Raw genomic sequence first — 25,591 nt, 5'->3', positions numbered from 1 at the left:
CACGGCGCGCGCGCCGCGTGGCGACGAGCGCGAGCGCCCACACGCCGCCGAGCACGAACGGCAGGACGAGGCCGGCGACGAGCTCGCCCCACCCGAGCCAGGCGAGCGGCGTGCCGAGCATCCCGGCGAGCTTCACGTCGCCGAAGCCGAGGCCCGGCGGGTACGCGATCCGCAGCGCGGCGTAGGCACCGAAGCCCAGGAGACCGCCGGCGAGGGCGCGGCCGAGGGCGGCGCCGTCACCGGTGCCGACCGCGGCGACGCCGAGCAGGAGCACGGCTCCGAACCACGTCGGCAGGACGATCACGTCGGGCAGCCGGTGCGTGCGCGCGTCGACCACGGCGACGAGCGCTCCCGCCGCGGCCACGAGCATGAGGGCCGGCGTGGCCCACGACGCACCCGACCACCACGCCGTGCTGGCCGCGGCGAGCACCGCGAGGGCGGCCCCGAACGTCCCGGAGAGCCGGAGCTCGCGGACCAGGTCGTCGCCCCGGCGTCGCCCCCAGCAGCGCTCGCCTTCGGCCTCTCCCCGCTCGACCGCCACCGGTGTGGCGCCCCGAGCCGGCGTGCCGTCCGTCCTCGTCCCGTCCCCCTGCTGGACCATGCGCGGCACCGTAGCGCTCCCGCCCCGCGCGCGCCGCCGTCGTCCACAACCCGCCGGTCCGCACTGCGGGCGCCCGCCGGGACGTGCCCGCCGACATGGGAGGATGGCGATCATGCTGCGTTGGTTGACATCGGGTGAGTCGCACGGTGAGGCGCTGGTCGGGATCCTCGACGGGCTTCCCGCGGGCGTCGAGCTCACGACGGACGACGTGCGCGCCGCGCTCGCCCGCCGCCGCCTCGGGTACGGGCGCGGGTCGCGCCAGAAGTTCGAGCAGGACGTGCTGCGCGTCCTGGGCGGGTTGCGCCACGGCGTGACCCAGGGTGGCCCGCTCGCGCTCGAGATCGCGAACTCGGAGTGGCCCAAGTGGGTCGACGTCATGTCGTCCGACCCGGTGCCGCCCGAGGCTCTCCAGGTCGACGCCGGCACGGGCGACGTGCGCGAGATCGCGCGCAACCGGCCGCTCACGCGTCCGCGCCCCGGCCACGCCGACCTCGTGGGCATGCGCAAGTACGGCTTCGACGACGCCCGGCCCGTGCTGGAGCGCGCGTCGGCCCGCGAGACGGCGACGCGCGTCGCCCTCGGCGCCGCGGCCGCGAAGTTCCTCGAGCAGGCGCTGGGCGTCCGGCTCGTGTCGCACGTCGTGGGCATCGGACCCGTCGAGGTGCCCGAGGACGCCGCGGTACCGGGGCCGGACGACGTCGCCGCGCTCGACGCCGACCCGGTGCGCTGCTTCGACGCCGCCACGTCCGCCGCGATGGTCGCCGAGATCGACGAGTGCCAGAAGGCGGGCGACACGCTCGGCGGCGTCGTCGAGGTGCTCGCCTACGGCGTCCCGTCGGGCCTCGGCACGTACGCGCAGAGCGACCGTCGCCTGGACGCCCGGCTCGCCGCCGTGCTCATGGGCATCCAGGCGATCAAGGGCGTCGAGGTCGGAGACGGCTTCCGCACCGCCCGCCGCCGCGGTTCTGCGGCGCACGACGAGATCGAGCGCGGCACCGACGGTCGCATCCACCGCCTGAGCAACCGCGCCGGCGGCGTCGAGGGTGGGATGTCGAACGGCGAGGTCGTGCGTGTGCGCGCCGCGATGAAGCCGATCTCGACGGTGCCGCGCGCGCTCGCGACGGTCGACGTCGTGACGGGCGAGGTCGCCAAGGCCCAGCACCAGCGCTCCGACGTGTGCGCCGTCCCGCCGGCGGCGGTCGTCGCCGAGGCGATGGTCGCCCTCGTGCTCGCGGAGCAGGCGCTCGAGAAGTTCGGCGGCGACTCCGTCGCGGAGGTCCGCCGCAACGCCGAGGCCTACCTCGCCGCGATCCCGGAGCTCCAGCGCTGATGACGCCCGTCCCCGCGGGCACGCGCCCGGTCGTCGTCCTCGTCGGCCCGCCCGGCAGCGGCAAGTCGACGGTCTCGCGGCACCTGGCCGACCTGCTGGGCCTCGCGCAGCGCGACACGGACACCGACGTCGAGACCGCGGCGGGCAAGCCCGTCGCCGACATCTTCGTCGACCACGGCGAGCCGCACTTCCGCGAGCTCGAGCGCGAGGCCGTGACGACGGCGCTCGCCACCCACGACGGCGTGCTCGCCCTGGGCGGCGGCGCCGTCCTCGACGAGCACACCCAGACCGCCCTCGCGGCCTACGTCGCAGCGGGCGGCGCCGTCGTGTTCCTCGACGTGAGCCTCGCGCACGCGGCGCCGCGCGTCGGGCTCAACCAGTCGCGCCCGCTCCTGCTGGGCAACCCGCGGGCACGGTGGGCCGCGCTCATGGAGGCGCGGCGTCCCGTCTACGAGCGGGTCGCGACGCTGCACGTCGTCACCGACGCGCGCACGCCCGCGCAGGTCGCCCAGGAGATCCGGGCACACCTCGCGGACAGCGCGGCGGACGGTGCCGCGGCGCCCGCCCCCGCCGACACCCCGGCCGAACAGGAGAACGCGTGAGCGACACGACCCCCGCCCCGGACACCGAGCCCGTCGCCGGGCCGACCGGCGAGCGCCCCGCGCCGACGCGCGTGCGGGTCGCCGGGGACCAGCCGTACGACGTCGTCGTGGGCCGGCACCTGCTCGGCGAGCTCCCCACCATGCTCGGCGACCGGGTGCGCCGCGTGCTCGTGGTCCACCCCGCGGCGCTCGCCGCGACGGCCGAGGTCGTCCACGAGGACCTCAAGGCGTCGGGCTACGAGGCGTACGTCGCGGAGGTCCCGGACGCGGAAGAGGCCAAGACCGCGCAGGTCGCGGCGTTCCTGTGGGGCGTGCTCGGCCAGCTGGACTTCACGCGCACGGACGCGGTCGTCACGGTCGGCGGGGGCGCGACGACCGACCTGGGCGGGTTCGTCGCGGCCACCTGGCTGCGCGGCATCCGGGTGGTGCACGTGCCGACGACGCTGCTGGCGATGGTCGACGCCGCCGTCGGCGGCAAGACGGGCATCAACACCGCCGAGGGCAAGAACCTCGTCGGGTCGTTCCACCCGCCCGCGGGCGTGCTGTGCGACCTCGCGGCGCTCGAGTCCCTCGGGCGCTGGGACTTCGTCGCCGGCATGGCGGAGGTCGTCAAGACGGGCTTCATCGCGGACGAGCGCATCCTCGAGCTCGTCGAGGAGCACGCGGCCGCGCTGAGCGCATGGGGCACGCGCCCGACGACCGACGAGACCTGGGCCGTCGTGTCCGAGCTCGTCGAGCGGTCGATCGCGGTCAAGGCACGCGTCGTGGGGGAGGACCTCAAGGAGGCGGGCCTGCGCGAGATCCTCAACTACGGGCACACGCTGGGCCACGCGGTCGAGCTCACGGAGCGCTACCAGTGGCGCCACGGCGCCGCGGTGTCCGTCGGCATGGTGTTCGCGGCCGAGCTGTCGCGCCTCGCGGGGAAGCTCGACGACGCCGTCGTCGAGCGGCACCGCGCGATCCTCGGCTCGCTCGGCCTGCCGCTCACGTACCGCGGCGACCGCTGGGAGCAGCTCCTGTCCGCCATGCGGCGCGACAAGAAGTCGCGCGGCGACCTCCTGCGGTTCGTCGTGCTCGACGACGTCGCGCGCCCCACCCGGCTCGAGGGCCCGGACCCGACGCTCCTCGCCGCGGCCTACGCCGAGATCGCGGCCGACGCGCCGGTGGGACGCGGCCCCGTCGCGCTCTGACGTCGCGACGCCCGCGCGCTCAGGCCCACAGGCCGCGCGCGCGGAGCACGTCGCGCAGCAGGTCGGCGCGGTCGGTGACGATCCCGTCGACCCCGAGGTCGAGCAGCCGGTGCATCGTCGCGCGGTCGTTGACGGTCCACGCGTGCACCGCGACGCCTGCCCGGTGCGCGGCCCGGACGAACCCCGAGTCGACGACGCGCACCCAGCCCCCGCGCACGGGGACCTGGAGGCAGTCGACCGAGCGCGCCGCGAGCCGGGCCAAGGCGTCGGTACGCGCCCGCCCGGCGAGGAACATGCCCAGGACCGCGCCCCGCGCCCCCGACACGGTGACGGGGCGCGAGAGCCGTGCCACCGTCGCCTCGCGGCGCGACGCCGCGAACGACGCGACGCACACGCGGTCGTGCGCGCGCGTGCGCTCGATCGCCCGCGCGACCGGCTCGGCGGCGGCCGCCGACTTCACGTCGACGTTCACCCGCAGGTCCGGCCACGTCCCCAGCACGTCCTCGAGCGACGGCACCGGCTCGGTCCCGCCGATCCGCGCCGCACGCACGGTCCGCCACGGGAGGTCGGCCACGAGCCCGTGCGCGTCCGTCGTGCGGTCCAGGGACGCGTCGTGGAGCGCGATCGCCACGCCGTCCGACGTCGCGTGGGCGTCCGTCTCGACGTATCGCAGCCCGAGGTCGCGGGCGGCCGCGAACGCCGCCATCGAGTTCTCCAGGCCCGCGCGCGAGAACCCGCGGTGCGCGAGCGCGACGAACGGCGCCTCCAGGTAGCCGCTGCCGGCGCGGCTCGTCGTGGCGCTCACGCCGGCCCCCGGGCGGCACGGTCGTCGATCCGGTCGGCGCGGGCTGGCACGCAGGTCGCGAGGATCACCCGGCCAGCGTGCACGACGGCGCCGCCCGACGCTCGTCGAGCCGTACCCCACCCGTGGTCCGGCCACGGGACGAGCCCGTGCGGCACACGCGGAGCCTGCGCCGCTAGGCTCGGGCGCCATGGAACGCGTGCTGGTCCTCAACGGACCCAACCTCGGCCGGCTCGGTGTGCGCGAGCCGGAGATCTACGGCTCCGCCTCGATGGCCGACCTCCAGGAGTCCGCCCGCGCGTGGGGGAGCGCGCTCGACCTCACGGTCGACGTGCGGCAGACCGACGACGAGTCCGAGCTCGTGGGCTGGCTCCACGAGGCCGTCGACGCCCGCGCCCACGTGGTGCTCAACCCGGCCGCGTTCACGCACTACTCCTACGCCGTGCGCGACGCCGCGGCGCAGGTCACGACCTCCGGCCTCCTGCTCGTCGAGGTGCACCTGAGCAACCCCGCTGCGCGGGAGGCGTTCCGCAGCCACTCCGTCGTCGGGGCGGTCGCGACCGGCACGATCGCGGGGTTCGGGTTCGACTCGTACCGGCTCGCGCTCGAGGCCCTCGCGGCTCGGCTGCGCGGGTGACCGGCGTCCTGCAACCGTCCTGGCACCCTTGATACGTCCCTATCAAGTCACCATGCTTGATCTCTTCACCTCAAGGCTCTAGCCTGGATCGCATGTTCGTCCTGACCGTCGACCAGCGGGGGAGCACCGGTCACCGCGACCGCGTGCCCGAGGTCCTTGCGCGCCTCGAGGGGCTCCTGGCCGACCGGCCCGGGCTCGTGGTCCCGTTCGACCGGACCGTGGGCGACGAGGTGCAGGGCGTGCTCGACGACCCGGCGACCGTGGTCGACGCCGTGCTCGACCTGCTGCGCGACGGCGGCTGGAGCGTCGGCGTCGGCGCGGGGGCCGTCGACGAGCCGCTGCCCGCCGCCTCGCGGGAGGCGTCGGGGGAGGCGTTCGTCCGGGCGCGCGAGGCGGTCGAGCAGGCCAAGTCGCGCGCGGCCACGGCGCCCGTCGCCGTCCGCGGCGAGCCGACGGCGCGCGCCACGGAGGTCGAGGCGCTCCTGCGCCTGCTGGCGGCCGTCGTGGACCGGCGGACCGCTCCGGGGTGGGAGGCGGTCGACACGCTCGCGCGTGTGGGTGGCACCCAGAAGGATGTGGCCCAGGCGCTCGGGGTGTCCGAGCAGGCGGTCAGCCAGCGGCTGCGCGCGGCGCTGTGGCCCGAGGAGGCCGCGGTGCGGCCCGTGGTCGCGAGGCTGCTCGGCGAGCTCTGCGTGAGTCGTCGGAGCGGGCCGCCGGAGGAACGGCGGGAGGGCAGGGAATGACGGACCCGGTGTCGGTCGTGCTGGTGGTCGTGGTGTGGGTCGTCGCGCTCGCCGCGAGCGTGCTCGGGGGAGGCCCGGTGACGCAGTGGGTGCTGCGCGCCGCGGCGCGCGCGGGCGACCCGGCCCGTCAGCGCCCTGGCCGCGCCGCGCGACCGCGGACCGCGACGGGCGCCGCCGACCCGGCGGCCGTCCCGGTGCCCCCGCCCCCGCCGCCGGCGACGGGGCCCATCGGCACGGAGGCCGTCAAGGCGCTGCGGGGCGGCACGTGGATCGGGATCCTCGAGCGGTTCGCGATCACGGGCTGCCTGCTCGCCGGCGAGCCCGGGGGGATCGCCTTCGTCGTCGCGATCAAGGGCCTGGGGCGCTACCCGGAGCTGCGCGAGCACCCCGTCGCGTCCGAGCGCTTCGTCATCGGGACGCTCGCCTCGATGTGCTGGGCGGCGACGGTGGGTGTCGCGGCGAACGCGGTCCTCGTCGCGCTGGGGTAGGACGCTCCGGTAAGATCGTCAAGGCCCATTTCCCGCTCCGCCCTCGTGCGCCCGGTCGACTCGCGTCGTCCGGTGCCGCGGAGCCCGTAGACCCTCCGACAGGAAGACGAACGTGGCGACCACCAACGACATCAAGAACGGCACCGTGCTGCGACTCGACGGCCAGCTGTGGACCGTGATCGAGTTCCAGCACGTCAAGCCCGGCAAGGGTGGCGCGTTCGTCCGCACCAAGATCAAGAACGTCATGACGGGCAAGACGATCGACAAGACGTTCAACGCCGGCCTCAAGATCGAGACGGCCAACGTCGACCGCCGCGACTTCCAGTACCTGTACCAGGACGGCGCGGACTACGTGTTCATGGACACCTCGACGTACGACCAGATCACGGTCTCGCCCGAGATCGTGGGCGACGCCAAGGACTACATGCTCGAGAACCAGAACGTGCTCATCGCGTCCAACGACGGCCAGCCGCTCTACATCGAGCTCCCCGCCTCGGTCGTCCTCGAGATCACGTACACCGAGCCCGGCCTCCAGGGTGACCGCTCCACGGGCGGCACCAAGCCGGCGACGCTCGAGACGGGCGCGCAGATCCAGGTCCCGCTCTTCCTCGAGCAGGGCACCAAGGTCAAGGTCGACACGCGCGACGGCTCGTACCTCGGCCGCGTGAACGACTGACGCCGGCACCGACGGGCTGACGACACACATGGCCGCACGCACCAAGGCGCGCAAGCGCGCGCTCGACGTCCTCTTCGAGGCGGAGCAGCGTCAGGTGGACCCGACGACCCTCCTCGCGGAGCGCGTCGCCGACCCCGGCACCGCGCAGACCGCCCTGCCGCAGTACGCGGTCGACATCGTCGAGGGCGTGCTCGCGCACCGCGACCGCATCGACGAGCTGCTCGAGACGTACTCCCACGGGTGGACGCTCGAGCGGATGCCGGCGGTCGACCGGGCCCTGCTGCGCATCGGTGGCTGGGAGATCCTCTTCAACGACGACGTGCCGGACGTCGTCGCGATCGACGAGGCCGTCGACCTCGCGCGCTCCCTGTCGACCGACGACTCGCCGTCGTTCGTCAACGGGCTGCTCGCACGCATCGTCGAGATGAAGCCGACGATCACGGCCTGAGCGTTCCACGGCCCCGCTGCGGGCCGGCACGACCTCTCGACGCGGCGTCGGTCACGGGTGTGACCGACGCCGCGTCTTATCCGGCGGGACGCGTACCCGCCGCCGCGACGCGCGGCGGTAGGGTGGGTGACCGTCAGACATCCTTTAAGGCCCGTCCCGTGAGGCGGGGAAGGAGGTCGCCGGACATGAGCTCTGGCGCTGCTGTGCCCACACCACCCGCATCGACCCCCGAGGCCGGGACCGTCGTCCTGACGGCCGCCGACATCTCCCGCGCGCTGACGCGCATCGCCCACGAGATCGTGGAGCGCAACAAGGGGGCCCACGACCTCGTCCTCCTCGGGATCCCGACGCGCGGCGTCCCGCTCGCGACGCGGCTCGCCGAGCGCCTCGCCGCGATCGAGGGGGCGGCCGCCGACGGCGCGCCCGACCCGCACGCCATCGTCGGCGAGCTCGACGTGACGATGTACCGCGACGACCTCCACCGGCACCCGACGCGCACGATCGGCGCGACGCGCCTGCCCGCCTCGGGCATCGACGGCAAGGTCGTGGTCCTCGTCGACGACGTCCTGTACTCCGGACGCACCATCCGCGCCGCGCTCGACGCCATCAGCGACCTCGGCCGCCCGCGCGCCGTGCAGCTCGCCGCGCTCGTCGACCGCGGCCACCGCGAGCTGCCGATCCGCCCCGACTTCGTGGGCAAGAACCTGCCCACCTCGACGTCCGAGCGCGTCAGCGTGCGCCTCGCCGAGGTCGACGGCGCGCCCACGGACGGCGACGTCCCGGCGGACGCCGTGGTCATCCGGTCCGCCGTCCCCGGGACGGAGGACCGCGCATGAGGCACCTGCTGTCCACCCAGGACCTCGCGCGCGCCGACGCGGTGCGCATCCTCGACACGGCCGCGCAGATGGCCGCGACGCAGGCGCGCGAGATCAAGAAGCTCCCGACGCTGCGCGGCCGCACCGTCGTCAACCTCTTCTACGAGGACTCGACGCGCACGCGCATCTCCTTCGAGACGGCGGCCAAGCGCCTGTCGGCCGACGTCATCAACTTCTCCGCCAAGGGCTCGAGCGTGTCCAAGGGCGAGTCGCTCAAGGACACCGCGCTGACCCTCCAGGCGATGGGCGCGGACGCCGTCGTCGTCCGGCACCAGGCATCCGGGGCCCCGCACCTGCTCGCCCACGCGGGCTGGCTCGACGCCGCGGTCCTCAACGCGGGGGACGGCACGCACCAGCACCCGACGCAGGCGCTGCTCGACGCGTACACGCTGCGCCGCCACCTCTCCGGGACGGGGCTCACCGCCCCTGGCGCGAGCGGGCCGGACGACGCGGCCGCGCGCGGCGCGGGTCTCGACGGGCGGCACGTGGCGATCGTCGGCGACGTGCTGCACTCGCGCGTCGCGCGCTCGAACGTGCACCTGCTGCACACGCTCGGCGCGCACGTGACGCTCGTCGCCCCGCCCACGCTGCTGCCGGTCGGCGTCCAGACGTGGCCGTGCGAGGTCTCCTACGACCTCGACGCGGCCCTCGCGGGCGACACCGCGCACGGCGCCCCGGACGCGGTGATGATGCTGCGCGTGCAGCGCGAGCGCATGAGCGGCTCGGGCGCCGGCGGGGGAGCGTTCTTCCCCAACCCGCTCGAGTACAGCCGCAAGTACGGGCTCGACGCCCGACGCCTCGGGCTGCTCGCCGAGCACGCGATCGTCATGCACCCCGGCCCGATGAACCGCGGGCTCGAGATCTCCGCGCAGGCGGCGGACTCGCCGCGCGCCGTCATCGTCGAGCAGGTCGCGAACGGCGTCGCCGTGCGCATGGCCGTGCTCTACCTCCTCCTCGCGGGCAGCGACGAGGCCGACGCCGCCCCGGCGGCGGCCGCGCCGCTGTCGCCCGCCCAGCCCGTCCCCGCCGTCGAAAGGGTCCCCGCCTCGTGAGCAGCGCCGCAACCACCACGTACGTCCTGCGCGGCGCGCGCCCGCTGGGCGGCGACCCCGTCGACCTCGTGCTCTCCGGCGGCGTGATCGCCGAGATCGCCCCGGTCGGCGCCGCGCGCGCCGGGTCCGAGGACGGCGAGACCGTCGTCGTCGACGCGACCGGCCTCGTGGCGCTGCCCGGCCTGGTCGACCTGCACACCCACCTGCGCGAGCCGGGCCGCGAGGACGCCGAGACGATCGAGTCCGGAACGCGTGCCGCCGCGGCGGGCGGGTTCACGGCCGTCCACGCCATGGCCAACACGACGCCCGTCGCGGACACGGCCGGCGTCGTCGAGCAGGTGTGGCGCCTCGGGCGCGACGCCGGCTGGGTCGACGTGCACCCGGTCGGGGCGGTCTCCGTCGGGCTCGCGGGCCAGCAGCTCGCCGAGCTCGGGGCCATGGCCGACTCGGCGGCGCGCGTGCGGGTGTTCTCCGACGACGGCAAGTGCGTCGACGACCCGATCCTCATGCGCCGGGCCCTGGAGTACGTCAAGGCGTTCGACGGCGTCGTGGCCCAGCACGCGCAGGAGCCGCGTCTCACCGAGGGCGCCCAGATGAACGAGGGCGTCGTGTCGGCCGAGCTGGGCCTCGCGGGCTGGCCCGCGGTCGCCGAGGAGGCGATCATCGCGCGCGACGTGCTCCTCGCGGAGCACGTCGGGTCGCGCCTGCACGTGTGCCACCTGTCGACCGCGGGCTCGGTCGAGATCGTGCGCTGGGCCAAGGGCCGCGGCATCGACGTCACCGCCGAGGTCACGCCCCACCACCTCGTGCTCACCGACGATCTGGCGCGCGGCTACGACCCGACCTTCAAGGTCAACCCGCCGCTGCGCACCGCCGCGGACGTCGAGGCGGTGCGCGAGGGTCTCGCGGACGGGACGATCGACATCGTCGCGACCGACCACGCGCCGCACGCGCGCGAGGACAAGGACTGCGAGTGGGCCGCGGCCGCGTTCGGCATGACGGGCCTCGAGACGGCGCTGAGCGTCGTGCAGCAGACCATGGTCGACACCGGACGCATGACGTGGGCCGACGTCGCGCGCGTGCTGTCCGGCGCGCCCGCGCGCATCGGTCGGATCGACACCGGCGAGCGCGCCCAGGGGCGTCCGCTCGAGGTCGGCGAGCCCGCGAACGTCACGCTCGTCGACCCGGCCGCGCGCCGCGTCGTCGACGGCGCGGGCCAGGTCACGGCGAGCACCAACACGCCGTTCCAGGACCGCGAGCTGCCCGGCGCCGTCGTCGCGACGTTCCTGCGCGGGCGCGCCACGGTGCTCGACGGCACGCCCGTCCCTGCGGGGGCCGGCACGCGGGGGGTGCGGGCGTGAACCTGCCCCAGCCCGTCGCGGTCGGCATCTGGGTCGTCCTCGGCGTCGTCCTCCTGACGCTCGTCCTCGTCGGCCGCCGCCGGCTCGTCCGGCGTTCGGCCGGCGTCGTCCCGACGCCGCCGGCGCCGCCCGCCGAGGCGGCGCGCGGCGCGGTGCTCCTCGGGCCGCTCGACGCGCTCTACGTCTCCAGCACGCTCGCGGGCGACTGGCTCGCCCGTGTCGGGGCCCACGGGCTCGGCGACCGGTCCCAGGCCCAGGTCACCGTGCACGACGGCGGGCTCCACGTCGCGCGCAGCGGCGCCCCGGACGTGTGGGTGCCCGCCGCGGCGGTCGGGGGTGCGGCCCTCACGCCGGGCATGGCCGGCAAGTTCGTCGGCAAGGAGGCCATCGTCGTCGTGACGTGGACCGTGCCCGCGGAGCCCGTCCCCGCCGACGCGGCCGAGGCTCCGGCGGACCTTGAGGTACGGCTCGACACCGGCATTTTGCCCCGCCACGACCACGACGTCGCGCGCCTCCTGGAGGCCGTCCAGGGCCTCGCCGGACGAACGGACGACGACCGCGACGGACCCGCCGCCGACGGCTCGTACGAGCGACGACCCGGGGCGCCGAGCGGCGCCTCCCCCGCAGACCCCGCAGACCCGGCGCCGACGCGCGAGAGCGCGGCACCCGGCACCGACGAGAACGACGAGGAAGCACCGTGACCGCCCCAGTGAACACAGCGACCACCCTGACCTCAGCGACGGCACCGCCCGCCGACCGGGCCCTGATCGTCCTCGAGGACGGGACCGTGCAGACCGGGCGCGCCTACGGCGCGCGCGGCACCACGGTCGGCGAGATCGTCTTCAACACCGGCATGACCGGCTACCAGGAGACGCTCACCGACCCCTCCTACCACCGCCAGATCGTCGTCATGACGGCCCCCCACATCGGGAACACGGGCGTCAACGACGAGGACCCGGAGTCCGGCAAGATCTGGGTCGCCGGGTACGTCGTGCGCGACGCCGCCCGCCGCGCGTCGAGCTGGCGCGCGCAGCGCACCCTGGACGAGGAGCTCGCCGCGCAGGGCGTCGTCGGCATCAGCGACGTCGACACGCGCGCCCTCACGCGCCACCTGCGCGAGCTCGGCGTCATGCGCGCCGGGATCTTCTCCGGCGACGCGCTCGTGCGCGACGGCTACCCCCGCACCGTCGAGGACCTCGTCGCGGAGGTGCAGGCGGCGCCCGCGATGGCCGGCGCCGACCTCGCGCGCGAGGTGAGCACGGACGAGGCGTACGTGGTCGAGCCCTTCGAGGGCACGACGCCCGACGGCGAGCCCGTCGCGACCGTCGTCGCCGTCGACCTCGGCATCAAGTCCATGACGCCGCAGCGCCTCGCCCAGCGCGGCGTGCGCGTGCACGTGGTCCCGGCCGCCTCGACGATCGCCGACATCGAGGCGTACGCGCCCGACGGCGTGTTCTTCTCCAACGGCCCGGGCGACCCCGGGGCGGCGACGCACGAGGTCGAGCTGTTGCGGGGCGTCCTGGACCGCGGCACCCCGTTCTTCGGCATCTGCTTCGGCAACCAGATCCTCGGGCGCGCGCTCGGCTACGGCACGTACAAGCTCGCGTACGGCCACCGCGGCATCAACCAGCCCGTCATGGACCGCCGCACCGGCAAGGTCGAGGTCACCGCGCACAACCACGGGTTCGCCGTGGACGCGCCGCTCGACGGCGAGTCCGTCGCCCCGCACGACGGCGGCCGCTACGGGCGCGTCGTCGTGTCCCACGTCGGGCTCAACGACCAGGTGGTCGAGGGGCTCGAGTGCCTCGACCTGCCCGCCTTCTCCGTCCAGTACCACCCCGAGGCCGCGGCCGGTCCCCACGACGCCGCGTACCTCTTCGACCGCTTCGTCGAGCTCATGGCGTCCCGACGCGCCGAGCGCTCCGCAGCCGCCGACCAGAACACCAAGGAGAGCTGACCGTGCCTCGCAGAACCGACATCTCCAGCGTCCTGGTCATCGGGTCCGGCCCGATCGTCATCGGCCAGGCGTGCGAGTTCGACTACTCCGGCACCCAGGCGTGCCGCGTGCTCAAGGAGGAGGGCCTGCGGGTCGTCCTCGTGAACTCGAACCCGGCCACGATCATGACCGACCCCGAGTTCGCCGACGCGACCTACGTCGAGCCGATCACGACCGAGGTGCTCACCTCGATCATCGCGAAGGAGCGCCCGGACGCGCTGCTGCCCACGCTCGGCGGGCAGACCGCGCTCAACGCGGCGATCGCTCTCGACGAGGCGGGCGTCCTCGCCGAGTACGGCGTCGAGCTCATCGGCGCGAACATCGAGGCGATCCAGAAGGGCGAGGACCGCCAGCAGTTCAAGGACGTCGTCGAGAAGTGCGGTGGCGAGTCGGCGCGCTCGGTCATCGTGCACACGGTCGACGAGGCGATCGCGGCCGCGGGCGACCTCGGCTACCCGATGGTCGTGCGCCCGTCCTTCACGATGGGCGGCCTCGGCTCGGGCTTCGCGTACGACGAGGAGGAGCTGCGCCGCATCGTCGGGCAGGGCCTGCACTACTCCCCGGTGACCGAGGTGCTCCTCGAGGAGTCGATCCTCGGCTGGAAGGAGTACGAGCTCGAGCTCATGCGCGACAAGCACGACAACGTCGTGGTCGTGTGCTCCATCGAGAACGTCGACCCCGTCGGCGTGCACACGGGCGACTCGATCACGGTCGCGCCGTCGCTGACGCTCACGGACCGCGAGTACCAGAAGCTGCGCGACATCGGCATCGCCGTGATCCGCGAGGTCGGCGTCGACACGGGCGGCTGCAACATCCAGTTCGCCGTCGACCCGGACACGGGCCGGGTCATCGTCATCGAGATGAACCCGCGCGTCTCGCGCTCGTCCGCGCTCGCGTCCAAGGCGACCGGCTTCCCCATCGCCAAGATCGCGGCGAAGCTCGCCGTCGGCTACACGCTCGACGAGATCCCCAACGACATCACCCAGGTCACGCCGGCCTCGTTCGAGCCCACGCTCGACTACGTCGTCGTCAAGGTGCCGCGTTTCGCGTTCGAGAAGTTCCCGGCCGCCGACCCGACGCTGACGACGACCATGAAGTCCGTCGGCGAGGCCATGGCGCTCGGGCGCAACTTCACCGAGGCGCTCGGCAAGGCGCTGCGCTCGATCGACAAGGGCGGCTCGGTGTTCCACTGGGACGGCGAGCCCGTCTCGGGCGCGGACCTCGACGAGCTCCTCGTGCGCATCGCGCGCCCCACGGAGAACCGCATCATCGGCGTCCAGCAGGCGCTGCGCGCCGGCGCGAGCGTCGAGCAGGTGTTCGAGGCCACCAAGATCGACCCGTGGTACCTCGACCAGATCCAGCTGGTCAACGAGGTCGCGGCGGCCGTCGCCGACGCGCCCGCGCTCACGGAGGACGTGCTGCGCGAGGCGAAGAAGCACGGTCTGTCCGACGCGCAGGTCGCGCGCCTGCGCGGCATGGGTCCGGCGGGCGAGGCGACGGTGCGCGAGGTCCGCTACGCGCTCGGCGTGCGCCCCGTCTACAAGACGGTCGACACGTGCGCGGCCGAGTTCGCGGCCCGCACGCCGTACCACTACTCGTCCTACGACCTCGAGACCGAGGTCGCGCCGCGCGAGCGCGAGGCCGTGATCATCCTCGGCTCGGGCCCCAACCGCATCGGCCAGGGCATCGAGTTCGACTACTCGTGCGTGCACGCGGCCCTCACGCTGCGCGAGCGGTACGAGACGGTCATGGTCAACTGCAACCCGGAGACGGTCTCGACCGACTACGACACGTCCGACCGCCTGTACTTCGAGCCGCTGACGTTCGAGGACGTGCTCGAGGTCTACCAGGCCGAGCTCGCCGCCGGGCCGGTCAAGGGGATCATCGTCCAGCTCGGCGGGCAGACGCCGCTCGCGCTCGCCCAGCGCCTCGCCGACGCGGGCCTGCCGATCCTCGGCACGAGCCCCGAGGCGATCGACGCCGCCGAGGACCGCGGCGAGTTCGGCCGCGTGCTGGTCGAGGCGGGCCTGCCCGCCCCGGCGTTCGGCACGGCGCGCTCCCTCGACGAGGCGAAGGACGTCGCGGCCGGCATCGGGTACCCGGTGCTCGTGCGCCCGTCCTACGTGCTCGGCGGGCGCGGCATGGAGATCGTGTACTCGGCCGAGCAGCTCACGGGCTACGTCGAGCGCGCGCTCGCCGCCGCCGCGGCCGAGGACCGCACGGCCGGCACGCTGCCCGCGCCGCTGCTCATCGACCGCTTCCTCGACGACGCGATGGAGATCGACGTCGACGCGCTCTACGACGGCACCGAGCTCTTCCTCGGCGGCGTGATGGAGCACATCGAGGAGGCCGGCATCCACTCGGGCGACTCGGCGTGCGTCCTGCCGCCCGTGTCGCTCTCGGAGCAGGAGATCGAGCGCATCCGCCGCTCGACCGAGGCGATCGCGAAGGGCGTCGGCGTGCGCGGCCTGCTCAACGTGCAGTACGCGCTCGTCTCCGACGTGCTCTACGTCCTGGAGGCCAACCCGCGCGCGTCGCGCACCGTGCCGTTCGTGTCCAAGGCGACAGGCACGTCGCTCGCGAAGGCCGCGGCGCGCGTCATGGCGGGCGAGTCGATCGCCGAGCTGCGCGCGGCGGGCGTCCTGCCCGCCGAGGGCGACGGCGGCACGCTCCCGCTCGACGCGCCGATCGCGGTCAAGGAGGCGGTCCTGCCGTTCAAGCGGTTCCGCACCGCGGACGGGGTCGTCGTGGACACGGTCCTCGGGCCGGAGATGCGCTCCACGGGCGAGGTCATGGGCTTCGACCGCGACTTCCCGCACGCGTTCGCCAAGTCGCAGGCCGCCGCGTTCGGCGGGCTGCCGACGTCGGGCCGCGTGTTCGTCTCCGTCGCCGACCGCGACAAGCGCTCGATCGTCTTCCCGGTCAAGCGCCTCGCGGAGCTCGGGTTCGAGATCCTGGCGACGGACGGCACGTCGAGCGTGCTGCGCCGCAACGGCATCGCGTCGCGCGTGGTGCGCAAGTTCTCCGCGGGCCGGGGCGCCGACGGGGAGCCGACGATCGTCGACCTCATCACGGCCGGCGAGGTGGACATGGTCATCAACACCCCGTCCGGCCAGGGCGCGCGCGCCGACGGCTACGAGATCCGCGCCGCCACGACGGCGGCCGACAAGCCGATCGCGACGACGGTCGACCAGCTCGCCGCGGCGGTGCAGGGCATCGAGGCGGTCCTGGCAGGACCGTTCGCGGTGGCCAGTCTCCAGGAGCACATGGCGGGCGAGGGCCTGACGGCCGGCGTCACGCTGCCTACCGCCGCCGCGGAGCGGGTGGGCGCGTGAGCGCGGGCTTCGGCGCACGGCTCGCTGCGGCGACGGACGACCACGGGCCGCTGTGCGTCGGGATCGACCCGCACCCCGGCCTGCTCGCGGACTGGGGCCTGACCGACGACGCGGCGGGGCTGCGCGAGTTCGGGCTGCGGGTCGTCGAGGCGGTCGGAGGACGCGTCGCCGCGGTGAAGCCGCAGTCGGCGTTCTTCGAGCGGCACGGGTCGCGCGGCGTCGCGGCGCTCGAGGAGGTCCTCGCGGCGGCCCGTGCGGCGGGCACGCTCGCGATCATGGACGCCAAGCGCGGCGACATCGGCTCGACCATGGCGGCGTACGCCGACGCGTTCCTGCGCGACGGCTCCCCGCTCGCGGCGGACGCACTGACGGTCTCGCCGTACCTCGGCTTCGGCTCGCTCCAGCCTGCGGTGGACGCCGCGCTCGAGACCGGGCGCGGGCTGTTCGTGCTGTGCCTCACCTCGAACCCCGAGGGGGCGGAGGTGCAGCACGCGCGGCGCGGTGCGGGTGCGGGCGTCGAGTCGGTCGCGGCGCACGTGGCGCGCGAGGCCGCGCGGGTCAACGCGCCCGTCGTGGCGTCGGGCGACGCGCTGGGCCCGGTCGGCCTCGTCGTCGGCGCGACCGTCGCCGACGCCGCGGCCCGCACCGGCACGGACCTCGCGGCGGTGCGCGGCCCGCTCCTGGCCCCCGGCGTGGGTGCGCAGGGCGCGGGAGCGGCCGAGCTCGCGGCCGTGTTCGGGGACGCACGCCGCCAGGTGCTCGCGTCCTCGTCGCGCGGCGTCCTGCGCGCCGGACCGGACGTCGGCGCCCTGCGCGCCGCGGCACGCGCGGCCACGGACGAGGCGGCGCAGGCCCTGCGCGGCTGAGACCCGACGCGGCTGAGACCCGACCCCGTCGACGGGGCCGGCACCTGCGGGTGCCGGCCCCGTCGTCGTACCGAGGACGCGGACGGCTCGCGCGTCCGGCTGGCCCGGTCGTCGTGCCGTGCGAGACTGCGCCCATGACGTCCCACGACACCTCCCGCGACGCGGGCCCGAGCACCTCCGGCGCGCCCACGGAGGCGGCTGCCGTCGTACCAGCACCCGAGGCCGCTGCGGTGCCGGGCGCCCTCGACGTGCCGGGCACGTGGAACGCGCGCGACGTCGGGGGCCGCGCGGTGCCGGTCGGTCACGACGAGCCGCTGCGCACCGGCGTCCTCCTGCGGACGGCGAGCCTGTCGCGCCTGACCCCGGCGGGCCAGGCGGCGCTCTCCGACCTCGAGGTGACGACGGTGCTCGACCTGCGCGGTGACGACGAGCTCGAGCGCGACGGCGCCGACGCGGTGCCGGGCGGTGTGCGGGTGCTGCGCCGCGGCATGGACCCCGCGCGGGGCCTGCAGGCCGGAGGCGGCGGGGGAGCGTCGGCCGATCCCGCGGCGCTCGTCGCGGGCCTGCTGGCGGCGGACGACCCGACGGCGGTCGCGCGCCGCATGATGCACGGCGTCTACGCGACGTTCGTCCAGGACCCCGGCATCCGCGCGACGGTCGGGCGCGTGCTCGGCGAGGTCGCGTCGTCGCAGGGAGCCGCGGTCGTGCACTGCTCGGCGGGCAAGGACCGCACCGGGTGGGTGGTCGCCCTCGCCCAGTACGTCGCGGGCGTCGGGGAGGAGGACCGCTTGGCGGAGTACCTCGCGAGCCGCGCGGCCGTGGGAGGCCTCGCCGCGCTCGTGCCGCCCATCCCGGGTCTGTCCCCGGACGCCCTGGCCCCGGTCCTCACCGTGGAGCCGGAGTACCTCGAGGCCGCGTGGGATCTCGCCGCCCGCGAGCACGGGAGCGTGGACGGCTACCTCGCCGCGTGCGGGGTGACGACGGCCGTGCGCGACGCGCTCGTCGCGCGCCTCGTGGCGTCCTGATCGTCCCCCTCGGTCATCTGACGGCGCCCCTCGCTGCGCCGACGGCGCGCGACGCGCCCTGCCCAGTCGTTGCCCGATCGGTCGAGGCTCGCTACTTTCGAGGGGTCGGCTCCGTGCGTCGGCGCAGGTCGCCCGGGTGATTCACCCGATTAGGGCTCCTCGTCGGGGCACGCCGGGACGACTGTGTGGGCCCATCCGCCTGACGACGAGTAGGTGACTTGCGTGGCACTTCCACCCCTGACCCCAGAACAGCGCGCGGCGGCGCTCGAGAAGGCCGCAGAGGCCCGACGCGTGCGCGCCGAGGTGAAGAACAGGCTCAAGTACTCCCAGGGCTCCCTGAAGGAGGTCATCGAGCGCGGGCAGACGGACGACATGATCGGCAAGCTCAAGGTGGTCTCGTTGCTGGAGTCCCTGCCCGGCGTGGGTAAGGTGAAGGCTCGGGCGATCATGGAGGAGATCGGGATCGCCGAGACACGTCGTGTCCGCGGCCTCGGTCCTCACCAGTCCGCGGCCCTCATCGAGAGGTTTGGCTGACATTTCCGCGCACCCGTCCGAGCCGACGCCGTCCGTCCCCGCCGAGGGGGCGACGGCGCCGGTGGTCTCACCCAGCCCTGCCCGTCTGACCGTCCTGGCCGGACCGACCGCCGTCGGGAAGGGGACGGTGTCGGCCGACATCCGCGCCCGGTACCCGGAGGTGTGGCTGTCCGTGTCGGCGACGACGCGCGACCCGCGGCCGGGTGAGGTGGACGGGGTGCACTACCTGTTCGTCGGGACGGACGAGTTCGCCCGCATGGTCGCGGAGCGCGAGCTGCTCGAGTGGGCGGTGGTGCACGGTCGCAACAGCTACGGCACGCCCCGGCGCGCGGTCGAGGAGAAGCTTGCGGCGGGCGTGCCGGCGCTCCTGGAGATCGACCTCCAGGGCGCGCGCCAGGTCCGCGCCTCGATGCCCGAGGCGCGGTTCGTGTTCCTCGCCCCGCCGAGCTGGGACGAGCTGGTGCGCCGGCTCGTGGGGCGCGGCACGGAGGACGCGGAGGAGCGCGAGCGCCGGCTCACGACGGCGCGGGTCGAGCTCGCGGCGGAGTCGGAGTTCGACCACGTCATCGTCAACGACGAGGTGCACCGCGCGACGGACGAGCTCGTGCGCGTCATGGGGCTCGAGCCCCGGCCCGTCGAGGGCGGGACGGGCGACGCCGCGCGGGCGGCGGATCCCGCGTCGTCCGGGCGCACCGAGCAGCGCGCCGAGCGGCACAGCGAGTAGACTGTCCTGCGGTGCCCGCGCGCGGGCCCGCTCCCCGGTGGGCCGCAGGCCCGGTCCGCGGACCCGACGACCGCTCGGGGCCGCGCCCGCCCGGCCCCGGACGGAGCGGTCGGCGCGCCGCCGCCATCGACCAGCTGTGGCCCCGGCTACAGACCCTTGAACCCACGGAGCGAACTGTGTCCGGAACCGTCGCCGCCCCCGAGGGCATCACCGACCCGCCGATCGACGACCTGCTGGAGCACGTCGACTCGAAGTACGCGCTCGTCATCTACTCGGCCAAGCGCGCGCGCCAGATCAACGCGTACTACTCGCAGCTGAGCGAGGGCCTGCTGGAGAACGTCGGGCCGCTGCTCGAGACGCGCAACCAGGAGAAGCCGCTGTCGATCGCGATGCGTGAGATCAACGCGGGCCTGCTGACGATCGAGGCCGAGCCCGACGAGGCCGACGAGGCCTGAGCCCGTACGCCGCGCACCTCCGCAGGAGGGCGCGGCGTTCGTGCGTCCACGGCCGTCCACCGCGGTGGGCGTGGAGTTCGAGCGGGACCGGCGGGAGGAGCGACATGCGGATCGTGCTCGGGGTGAGCGGTGGGGTCGCGGCCTACAAGGCCGTGCTGCTGCTGCGGCTGCTGCGCGAGCAGGGTCATCGGGTGCGCGTGGTGCCCACGGCGTCGGCGCTGCGGTTCGTGGGCGCGCCGACGTGGGAGGCGCTGTCGGGCGAGCCGGCGACGGACCAGGTGTTCGAGGACGTCGAGCACGTGCCGCACGTCGCGCTGGGCCAGGGCGCGGACCTCGTCGTCGTGGCGCCCGCGACCGCGGACCTGCTCGCGCGGGCGGCGTCGGGTCGGGCGGACGACCTGCTCACCTCGACGCTGCTGACCGCGCGCTGCCCGGTCGTGATGGCGCCCGCGATGCACACGGAGATGTGGGAGCACCCGGCCACCCGCGCGAACGTGGCGACGCTGCGCGAGCGCGGCGCGCACGTGATCGAGCCGGCGTCGGGTCGCCTGACGGGCGCGGACACGGGCCCGGGCCGCCTGCCCGAGCCGGAGGAGATCGCGCGGGTCGCGCTGGCCGTCGCGGAGGGCTCCGACGACGGTTCCCGCGACGAGGACGCCGCTGCAGGGCGCGACCTCGCGGGCCGACGGGTCGTGGTGTCCGCGGGCGGCACGCGCGAGCCGATCGACCCGGTCCGCTTCATCGGCAACCGGTCCAGCGGGCGCCAGGGGGTCGAGCTCGCGCGGGTGGCTCGGGCGCGGGGTGCCCACGTGACGCTCGTCGCGGCGAACCTCGCCCCGGACGTCGCCGCGCTGGTGGAGGACGCGGGCCTGGACGACGTGGTCGCCGTCGAGACGACGGCCCAGCTGCGCGAGGCGGTGCGCGCCGCGGCGGCGACGGCGGACGTCGTCGTGATGGCCGCGGCGGTCGCGGACTTCCGGCCGGCGCACGCGCCCGGGGCGAAGATCAAGAAGGTGCCCGGCCGCGGACCCGAGCCGATCGCGCTCGTCGAGAACCCGGACGTGCTCGCCGAGCTCGCGCACGAGCGCCTGCGGGCCGGCCAGGTGGTGGTGGGCTTCGCGGCCGAGACCGGGGACGCGGACGGTTCGGTGCTCGACCACGGTCGGGCGAAGGCGCGCCGCAAGGGTGCGGACCTGCTCGTCGTGAACGCGGTCGGCGAGGGGCTCGGGTTCGGCGTCGACGCGAACGACGTGACCGTCGTCGACGGGTCCGGCGAGGTCGTCGCGACGGCGGGCGGCACCAAGCGCGCGGTGGCGGACGCCGTGTGGGACGTCGTCGCGGGCCGGGTGGCCGCGGGGTCCCTGGGCGGCGCGGTCGCACGGGCCGAGTGACCCGCGTCTCGTCTCGCCTACCGGATGCCCGCGCCCACGCCTCGGGACAGTAGGCTGTGCGGCATGGCTGATCTGCGTCTGTTCACGTCCGAGTCCGTCACCGAGGGGCACCCGGACAAGGTGTGCGACCAGATCTCCGACTCCATCCTCGACGCGCTCCTGACGCAGGACCCGACGTCACGCGTCGCGGTCGAGACCATGGTCACCACGGGCCTCGTGCACGTCGCGGGCGAGGTGACCACGGACGCGTACGTCGAGATCCCGCAGATCGTGCGCGACGTCGTGCGCCGCATCGGGTACACCTCCTCGGCGATCGGGTTCGACGCGGACTCGTGCGGCATCTCGGTGTCGATCGGGCAGCAGTCGCCGGACATCGCGCAGGGCGTCGACAAGAGCCTGGAGGAGCGCGACGACCAGGGTGACCACGACCCGCTCGACGCGCAGGGCGCGGGCGACCAGGGCCTGATGTTCGGGTACGCGAGCGACGACACCCCGAGCCTCATGCCGCTACCGGTCTGGCTCGCGCACCGCCTCGCGGAGCGCCTCGCGCTCGTGCGCCGCGACGGGACGGTGCCGGGGCTGCGCCCGGACGGCAAGACGCAGGTCACCATCGGGTACGACGGCGACCGTGCGGTCACGCTCGACACGGTCGTCCTGTCGACGCAGCACGACCCCGACGTGCGCCAGGACGCGCTGCACCGGCTCGTCGCGGACGACGTCGTCGCACCGGTCCTCGAGGCCGCGGGAGTGGACCTCGACACGCGCGAGACGCGCCTGTTCGTCAACCCGACGGGCACGTTCGTCGTCGGCGGGCCGCAGGGAGACGCCGGCCTCACCGGGCGCAAGATCATCGTGGACACCTACGGCGGCATGGCTCGCCACGGCGGCGGCGCGTTCTCCGGCAAGGACCCGTCGAAGGTGGACCGCTCCGCCGCGTACGCGACGCGCTGGGTCGCGAAGAACGTGGTCGCCGCGGGTCTCGCGCGCCGCTGCGAGGTGCAGGTCGCGTACGCGATCGGCAAGGCGCACCCGGTGGGCCTGTACGTCGAGACGTTCGGCACGGAGAAGGTGCCGGTCGAGCGCATCACGGCCGCGATCCGCGAGGTGTTCGACCTGCGCCCCGCGGCGATCATCCGCGACCTGGACCTGCTGCGCCCCATCTACGCCGCGACGGCCGCGTACGGGCACTTCGGGCGCGAGCTCGAGCAGTTCACGTGGGAGCGCACGGACCGCGTCGCGGACCTGCAGTCCCAGGTGTGACGAGCCCGGCCCGGCCTCGCGCGGCCGCGCTGGTCCGCCTGCCGGTCGAGCTGCCGGCGTGCCCGACCGTCGGCGAGCTCGTCGAGGCGGTGCCCGCCCGCCCGGGCATGACGGCGGCGCGTGGTTCGATGACGTCGTGAGCGAGCCCGAGGACACGTCGCAGGCGGTGCAGGACACCCTGCCGGGTGTCTCCGTGGCCCCTGGGCCGCGGCGGCCCGCCGCGGCGCCGTCCCAGGAGGTCGCCGCGCACCTGCCCGTCGCGCGCCTGGCGCTCGACCTGGCGCCCCCGCACCTGGACCGCGCGTTCGACTACCTCGTGCCCGCGGCGATGTCCGACGACGCACGACCCGGCGTCCGGGTCAAGGTGCGGTTCGCGGGCCGTGACGTCGACGGGTACGTCCTGGCGCGGACCGAGCGGTCCGACCACGACGGCCGCCTGCTGCCGCTGCGCCGTGTCGTCTCGCCCGAGCCGGTGCTCTCGCCCGCCGTCGCGCGGCTCGCGCGCTCGGTCGCCGACCACTACGCGGGCACCCTGTCGGACGTGCTCCGCCTCGCCGTCCCCCCGCGGCACGCGCGCGCCGAGCAGGCGCTCGCGGCCGCCGTCGCCGCGGCACCCGAGAACGACGCCACCGAGAACGACGCCACCGGGGGCACGGCGCCGGTGGGCGGGGTCGGGGCCGGCGAGGCGCCCGTCGCGGCGCCCCAGGCCACAGGGTCCGGGGCGGCGTCCGGCGGCTCCGCGTGGTCCCCGTACCGTGCCGGCGCGGCGTTCCTCGCGCACGTCGCGGGCGGGGGTGCCCCGCGGGCCGTGTGGACCGCGCTGCCGGGTCTCGCGCCGCCCGCCCCTCCGGACCCGGGGTCGGAGCCGGTCGAGCGCGGGCGTGGTGCCGGGCGGGCGCGACGGGGCGCGGACCCGCTGCCCGTGACGCACTGGGCCGCCGCGGTCGCGGAGGCGGTGCGCGCCGCGCGGTCGGGCGGCCGGGGGGCGCTCGTCGTCGTGCCGGACGCGCGCGACGTCGACCAGGTGTGCGCCGCCCTGGACGCCGCGGGCCTGCCCGCGTGGGACGCGGCGACCGGCGGCGAGGTGGTGCGCCTGACCGCGGACGAGGGCCCCGCCCCCCGGTACCGCGGGTTCCTCGCGGTGCTGCACGGGCGGGCGCGCGTCGTCGTGGGGACCCGGGCGGCGGCGTTCGCCCCGGTCGCGGACCTCGGCCTCGTGGTGTGCTGGAACGACGGCGAGGACACGCTCGCCGAGCCGCGGGCCCCCTACCCGCACGCGCGCGAGGTGCTCGCGCTGCGCAGCGACCAGGAGAAGGCCGCGTTCCTCCTCGGGTCGCACGGCCGCACGGTCGCGGCGCAGGCGCTCGTCGCGCGGGGCTGGGCGCACGACCTGGCCGCGCCGCGCGACGTCGTGCGGGCGCGCGCGCCCCGGGTGCGGGCCCTGACGTCGGTGGAGCTCGCGGCCGAGGGCCCGGGCGCCGCGGCCCGCATCCCGACCGCGGCATGGCGCGCGGCACGCTCCGCTCTCGAGCAGGGACCGGTGCTGGTGCAGGTGCCCCGCTCCGGGTACGTGCCCGTCGTCGCGTGCGGGCGCTGCCGTACCCCGGCGCGCTGCACCGTGTGCCACGGCCCGCTCGCGCTGTCCGGGGCGGGCGCGACGCCGCAGTGCGCGTGGTGCGGGGCGCTCGCGGGCGGCTGGTCGTGCGCGGAGTGCCACTGGACGGGCCTGCGGTCGGTGCGGGTCGGGTCGCAGCGCACGGCGGAGGAGCTGGGCCGCGCGTTCGCGGGCGTTCCCGTGCAGGTGTCCGGCGCCGCCGCCGCGGGCGGTGTGCTGGGCGCGGTGTCCTCGCGTCCGGCGCTGGTCGTCGCGACGCCGGGCGCCGAGCCCGTCGCCGAGGGCGGGTACGCGGCCGCGCTGCTGCTCGACGCCGCGGTGAGCACCGCGCACGTCGGGCTGGACGTCGCGCAGGACGCGCTCGCGCGCTGGCTCGCCGCGGCGGCGCTCGTGCGTCCGGCGACGGCCGGCGGGCAGGTGCTGCTCGTCGGCGACGCCGCCCCGGCACCGACGAACGCGCTCGTGCGCTGGGACCCGGCGCTCCTCGCGGACCGCGAGCTCGACGAGCGGGCCGAGCTGTCGCTGCCGCCCGCCGTGCGGGTGGCGGCGGTGACGGGGGACCGCCCGGCGGTCGCGGCCCTGCTGGGACGGGTCGAGCTGGCGCGGTCCGACGCCGTCCTCGGACCCGTGGAGGTGCCCGCGCCCCCGCCGCGCGGGCGTGCGTCGGGCGCCGGTTCGGGGACGAGCACGGGGACCGGCGACGGCGCGGGACCGGGGCTGCTGGACGCCCCGCCGGTGCGCGCCGTCGTGCGCGTGCCGGTGCGCGACGGTCGGCGCCTCGCGCGTGAGCTCGCCGCGTCGCTCGCGGTGCGCTCGGCGCGGCGCGAGGCGGGTAGCGTGCGGGTGGAGCTCGACCCGAAGGAGATCTTGTGACGCACCACCCCGCGACGGCCGACGGCACCCCCGGGGGCGCCCCGGCGCGCGCGATCGACGCCGTGCTGTACGACTTCGGCAACGTCCTGGTGGGCTGGGACCCGTACGGCGCCTACGCCGGGCTGGACCGCGAGGTCGTCGACGCGTTCTTCGCCGACGTCGACTTCCGCGTCCTCAACCACGAGCGCGACGCCGGTGCCACGTGGGCGGACGCGCGCGCCGCCGTCGAGGCCTCCCACCCGCACCACGTGGCGCTCATCGACCGGTACGTCGCGGAGTTCCCCGCGACGCTCACCGGTCCCGTCGAGGGCTCGGAGGAGCTCGTGCGCGAGCTGCGGGACCTCGGGCTGCGCCTGTACGGCCTGACCAACTGGTCCGCGGAGCTCTACCCGCACGCCGCGCCCGCCGCTCCCGCGACGACGCTCATGGACGACGTGCTCGTCTCCGGGCGCGTGGGCCTGGCCAAGCCGGACCCCGCGATCTTCGCGCTCGCGGTCGAGCGGTTCGGCCTCGACCCGGCGCGCACGCTCTTCACCGACGACAGCGCCGCGAACATCGCCGCGGCGGCTCGGCTCGGCCTGCGCACGCACCTCTTCGACGGCACGCCCGGCCTGCGCGCGGCCCTGCGACGCCTCGGCGTCCACGTCGCGCCGTGACGGTGACGACGGGCCGTCGGCGGCGGTGCGAGGACGGCGACCGCGACCTGCGACGG

General features: G+C 75.4%; 26 protein-coding genes. 24 read left to right on the top strand and 2 right to left on the bottom strand.

Annotated elements, in window-relative coordinates; genetic code table 11:
• The coding region (locus FB00_RS17760; protein ID WP_197088848.1) for an A24 family peptidase at nt 1–601 on the bottom strand (601 nt) is incomplete at its 3' end.
• A 112-nt stretch (nt 602–713) separates the two neighbouring features.
• Between FB00_RS17760 and aroC the strand changes: the two genes are divergently transcribed.
• The 3 genes from aroC to aroB all read left to right on the top strand — a co-directional run bounded on the left by aroC (nt 714) and on the right by aroB (nt 3,723).
• Nucleotides 714–1,931 (top strand): chorismate synthase, encoded by a 1,218-nt coding sequence (gene aroC / locus FB00_RS17755; protein ID WP_047234249.1) that lies wholly within the window; start codon nt 714–716, stop codon nt 1,929–1,931.
• Nucleotides 1,931–2,533, top strand: a complete 603-nt coding sequence (locus tag FB00_RS17750; protein ID WP_047234239.1) for a shikimate kinase — start codon at nt 1,931–1,933, stop codon at nt 2,531–2,533. Before aroC ends, FB00_RS17750 begins: the two co-directional genes overlap by 1 nt.
• Before the next feature lie 71 nt (nt 2,534–2,604).
• The gene (aroB, locus tag FB00_RS17745) at nt 2,605–3,723 is read left to right on the top strand and encodes a 3-dehydroquinate synthase (RefSeq protein ID WP_047234248.1); all 1,119 of its coding nucleotides are present in this window, start codon (nt 2,605–2,607) and stop codon (nt 3,721–3,723) included.
• 19 nt (nt 3,724–3,742) lie between these two features.
• On the opposite strand, the gene FB00_RS17740 is transcribed toward aroB, so the two are convergent.
• On the bottom strand, nt 3,743–4,528 hold the full coding sequence (locus tag FB00_RS17740; RefSeq protein WP_047234238.1) for a glycerophosphodiester phosphodiesterase family protein: 786 nt from the start codon (nt 4,526–4,528) through the stop codon (nt 3,743–3,745).
• Nucleotides 4,529–4,715: 187 nt separating this feature from the next.
• Between FB00_RS17740 and FB00_RS17735 the strand changes: the two genes are divergently transcribed.
• The 21 genes from FB00_RS17735 to FB00_RS17640 all read left to right on the top strand — a co-directional run bounded on the left by FB00_RS17735 (nt 4,716) and on the right by FB00_RS17640 (nt 25,535).
• Nucleotides 4,716–5,162: a type II 3-dehydroquinate dehydratase gene (locus FB00_RS17735; RefSeq protein WP_047234237.1), complete on the top strand. Its 447-nt coding sequence runs from the start codon at nt 4,716–4,718 to the stop codon at nt 5,160–5,162.
• A gap of 92 nt (nt 5,163–5,254) precedes the next feature.
• A complete protein-coding gene (locus FB00_RS17730) occupies nt 5,255–5,905 on the top strand; it encodes a hypothetical protein (protein WP_047234236.1) in 651 nt (216 codons plus the stop codon).
• A complete protein-coding gene (locus tag FB00_RS17725) occupies nt 5,902–6,393 on the top strand; it encodes a hypothetical protein (protein ID WP_047234235.1) in 492 nt (163 codons plus the stop codon). Before FB00_RS17730 ends, FB00_RS17725 begins: the two co-directional genes overlap by 4 nt.
• A gap of 112 nt (nt 6,394–6,505) precedes the next feature.
• Nucleotides 6,506–7,069, top strand: a complete 564-nt coding sequence (efp, locus tag FB00_RS17720; protein WP_047234234.1) for an elongation factor P — start codon at nt 6,506–6,508, stop codon at nt 7,067–7,069.
• A gap of 28 nt (nt 7,070–7,097) precedes the next feature.
• Nucleotides 7,098–7,517 (top strand): transcription antitermination factor NusB, encoded by a 420-nt coding sequence (nusB, locus tag FB00_RS17715; protein ID WP_047234233.1) that lies wholly within the window; start codon nt 7,098–7,100, stop codon nt 7,515–7,517.
• A 185-nt stretch (nt 7,518–7,702) separates the two neighbouring features.
• Nucleotides 7,703–8,353 (top strand): bifunctional pyr operon transcriptional regulator/uracil phosphoribosyltransferase PyrR, encoded by a 651-nt coding sequence (pyrR, locus tag FB00_RS17710; RefSeq protein WP_047234232.1) that lies wholly within the window; start codon nt 7,703–7,705, stop codon nt 8,351–8,353.
• Nucleotides 8,350–9,444, top strand: a complete 1,095-nt coding sequence (locus FB00_RS17705) for an aspartate carbamoyltransferase catalytic subunit (RefSeq protein WP_082141469.1) — start codon at nt 8,350–8,352, stop codon at nt 9,442–9,444. Before pyrR ends, FB00_RS17705 begins: the two co-directional genes overlap by 4 nt.
• The gene (locus tag FB00_RS17700) at nt 9,441–10,805 is read left to right on the top strand and encodes a dihydroorotase (RefSeq protein WP_047234231.1); all 1,365 of its coding nucleotides are present in this window, start codon (nt 9,441–9,443) and stop codon (nt 10,803–10,805) included. The genes FB00_RS17705 and FB00_RS17700 overlap by 4 nt, the downstream gene beginning before the upstream one ends.
• On the top strand, nt 10,802–11,506 hold the full coding sequence (locus tag FB00_RS17695; RefSeq protein WP_082141468.1) for a hypothetical protein: 705 nt from the start codon (nt 10,802–10,804) through the stop codon (nt 11,504–11,506). The genes FB00_RS17700 and FB00_RS17695 overlap by 4 nt, the downstream gene beginning before the upstream one ends.
• 62 nt (nt 11,507–11,568) lie before the next feature.
• Complete coding sequence (carA, locus tag FB00_RS17690) at nt 11,569–12,762, top strand: glutamine-hydrolyzing carbamoyl-phosphate synthase small subunit (RefSeq protein WP_144425619.1); 1,194 nt, start codon at nt 11,569–11,571, stop codon at nt 12,760–12,762.
• Between the two features lie 2 nt (nt 12,763–12,764).
• Nucleotides 12,765–16,136 (top strand): carbamoyl-phosphate synthase large subunit, encoded by a 3,372-nt coding sequence (gene carB, locus FB00_RS17685; RefSeq protein WP_047234229.1) that lies wholly within the window; start codon nt 12,765–12,767, stop codon nt 16,134–16,136.
• The gene (gene pyrF / locus FB00_RS17680; RefSeq protein ID WP_047234228.1) at nt 16,133–17,002 is read left to right on the top strand and encodes an orotidine-5'-phosphate decarboxylase; all 870 of its coding nucleotides are present in this window, start codon (nt 16,133–16,135) and stop codon (nt 17,000–17,002) included. Before carB ends, pyrF begins: the two co-directional genes overlap by 4 nt.
• 134 nt (nt 17,003–17,136) lie before the next feature.
• Nucleotides 17,137–18,027 carry a tyrosine-protein phosphatase gene (locus FB00_RS17675; RefSeq protein ID WP_047234227.1) on the top strand — a complete coding sequence of 297 codons (891 nt, stop codon included), beginning with the start codon at nt 17,137–17,139 and terminating at the stop codon, nt 18,025–18,027.
• Nucleotides 18,028–18,249: 222 nt separating this feature from the next.
• Nucleotides 18,250–18,561, top strand: coding sequence for an integration host factor, actinobacterial type (mihF, locus tag FB00_RS17670; RefSeq protein ID WP_021482878.1), 312 nt, complete (start codon nt 18,250–18,252; stop codon nt 18,559–18,561).
• A 61-nt stretch (nt 18,562–18,622) separates the two neighbouring features.
• Nucleotides 18,623–19,285, top strand: a complete 663-nt coding sequence (gmk, locus tag FB00_RS17665; RefSeq protein WP_156186451.1) for a guanylate kinase — start codon at nt 18,623–18,625, stop codon at nt 19,283–19,285.
• A 176-nt stretch (nt 19,286–19,461) separates the two neighbouring features.
• Entirely contained in the window at nt 19,462–19,740 is a 279-nt protein-coding gene (gene rpoZ / locus FB00_RS17660; RefSeq protein ID WP_047234226.1) for a DNA-directed RNA polymerase subunit omega, read from the top strand.
• A gap of 104 nt (nt 19,741–19,844) precedes the next feature.
• Nucleotides 19,845–21,131, top strand: coding sequence for a bifunctional phosphopantothenoylcysteine decarboxylase/phosphopantothenate--cysteine ligase CoaBC (gene coaBC / locus FB00_RS17655; RefSeq protein WP_047234225.1), 1,287 nt, complete (start codon nt 19,845–19,847; stop codon nt 21,129–21,131).
• Nucleotides 21,132–21,194: 63 nt separating this feature from the next.
• Nucleotides 21,195–22,391, top strand: coding sequence for a methionine adenosyltransferase (gene metK / locus FB00_RS17650; RefSeq protein ID WP_047234224.1), 1,197 nt, complete (start codon nt 21,195–21,197; stop codon nt 22,389–22,391).
• On the top strand, nt 22,388–22,531 hold the full coding sequence (locus FB00_RS22170; protein WP_156186450.1) for a hypothetical protein: 144 nt from the start codon (nt 22,388–22,390) through the stop codon (nt 22,529–22,531). Before metK ends, FB00_RS22170 begins: the two co-directional genes overlap by 4 nt.
• Nucleotides 22,528–24,879 (top strand): primosomal protein N', encoded by a 2,352-nt coding sequence (locus FB00_RS17645; protein ID WP_052877763.1) that lies wholly within the window; start codon nt 22,528–22,530, stop codon nt 24,877–24,879. The genes FB00_RS22170 and FB00_RS17645 overlap by 4 nt, the downstream gene beginning before the upstream one ends.
• A complete protein-coding gene (locus FB00_RS17640; protein WP_052877762.1) occupies nt 24,876–25,535 on the top strand; it encodes an HAD family hydrolase in 660 nt (219 codons plus the stop codon). Before FB00_RS17645 ends, FB00_RS17640 begins: the two co-directional genes overlap by 4 nt.
• Nucleotides 25,536–25,591: the final 56 nt, after the last annotated feature.

The sequence above is a fragment of the Cellulosimicrobium funkei genome, assembly GCF_001019615.1.
In the GTDB taxonomy this organism is placed as follows: Bacteria; Actinomycetota; Actinomycetes; order Actinomycetales; family Cellulomonadaceae; genus Cellulosimicrobium; species Cellulosimicrobium cellulans_E.
Note: the sequence above shows the minus strand (reverse complement) of the source record. Positions and strands in the feature narration are given on the sequence as shown.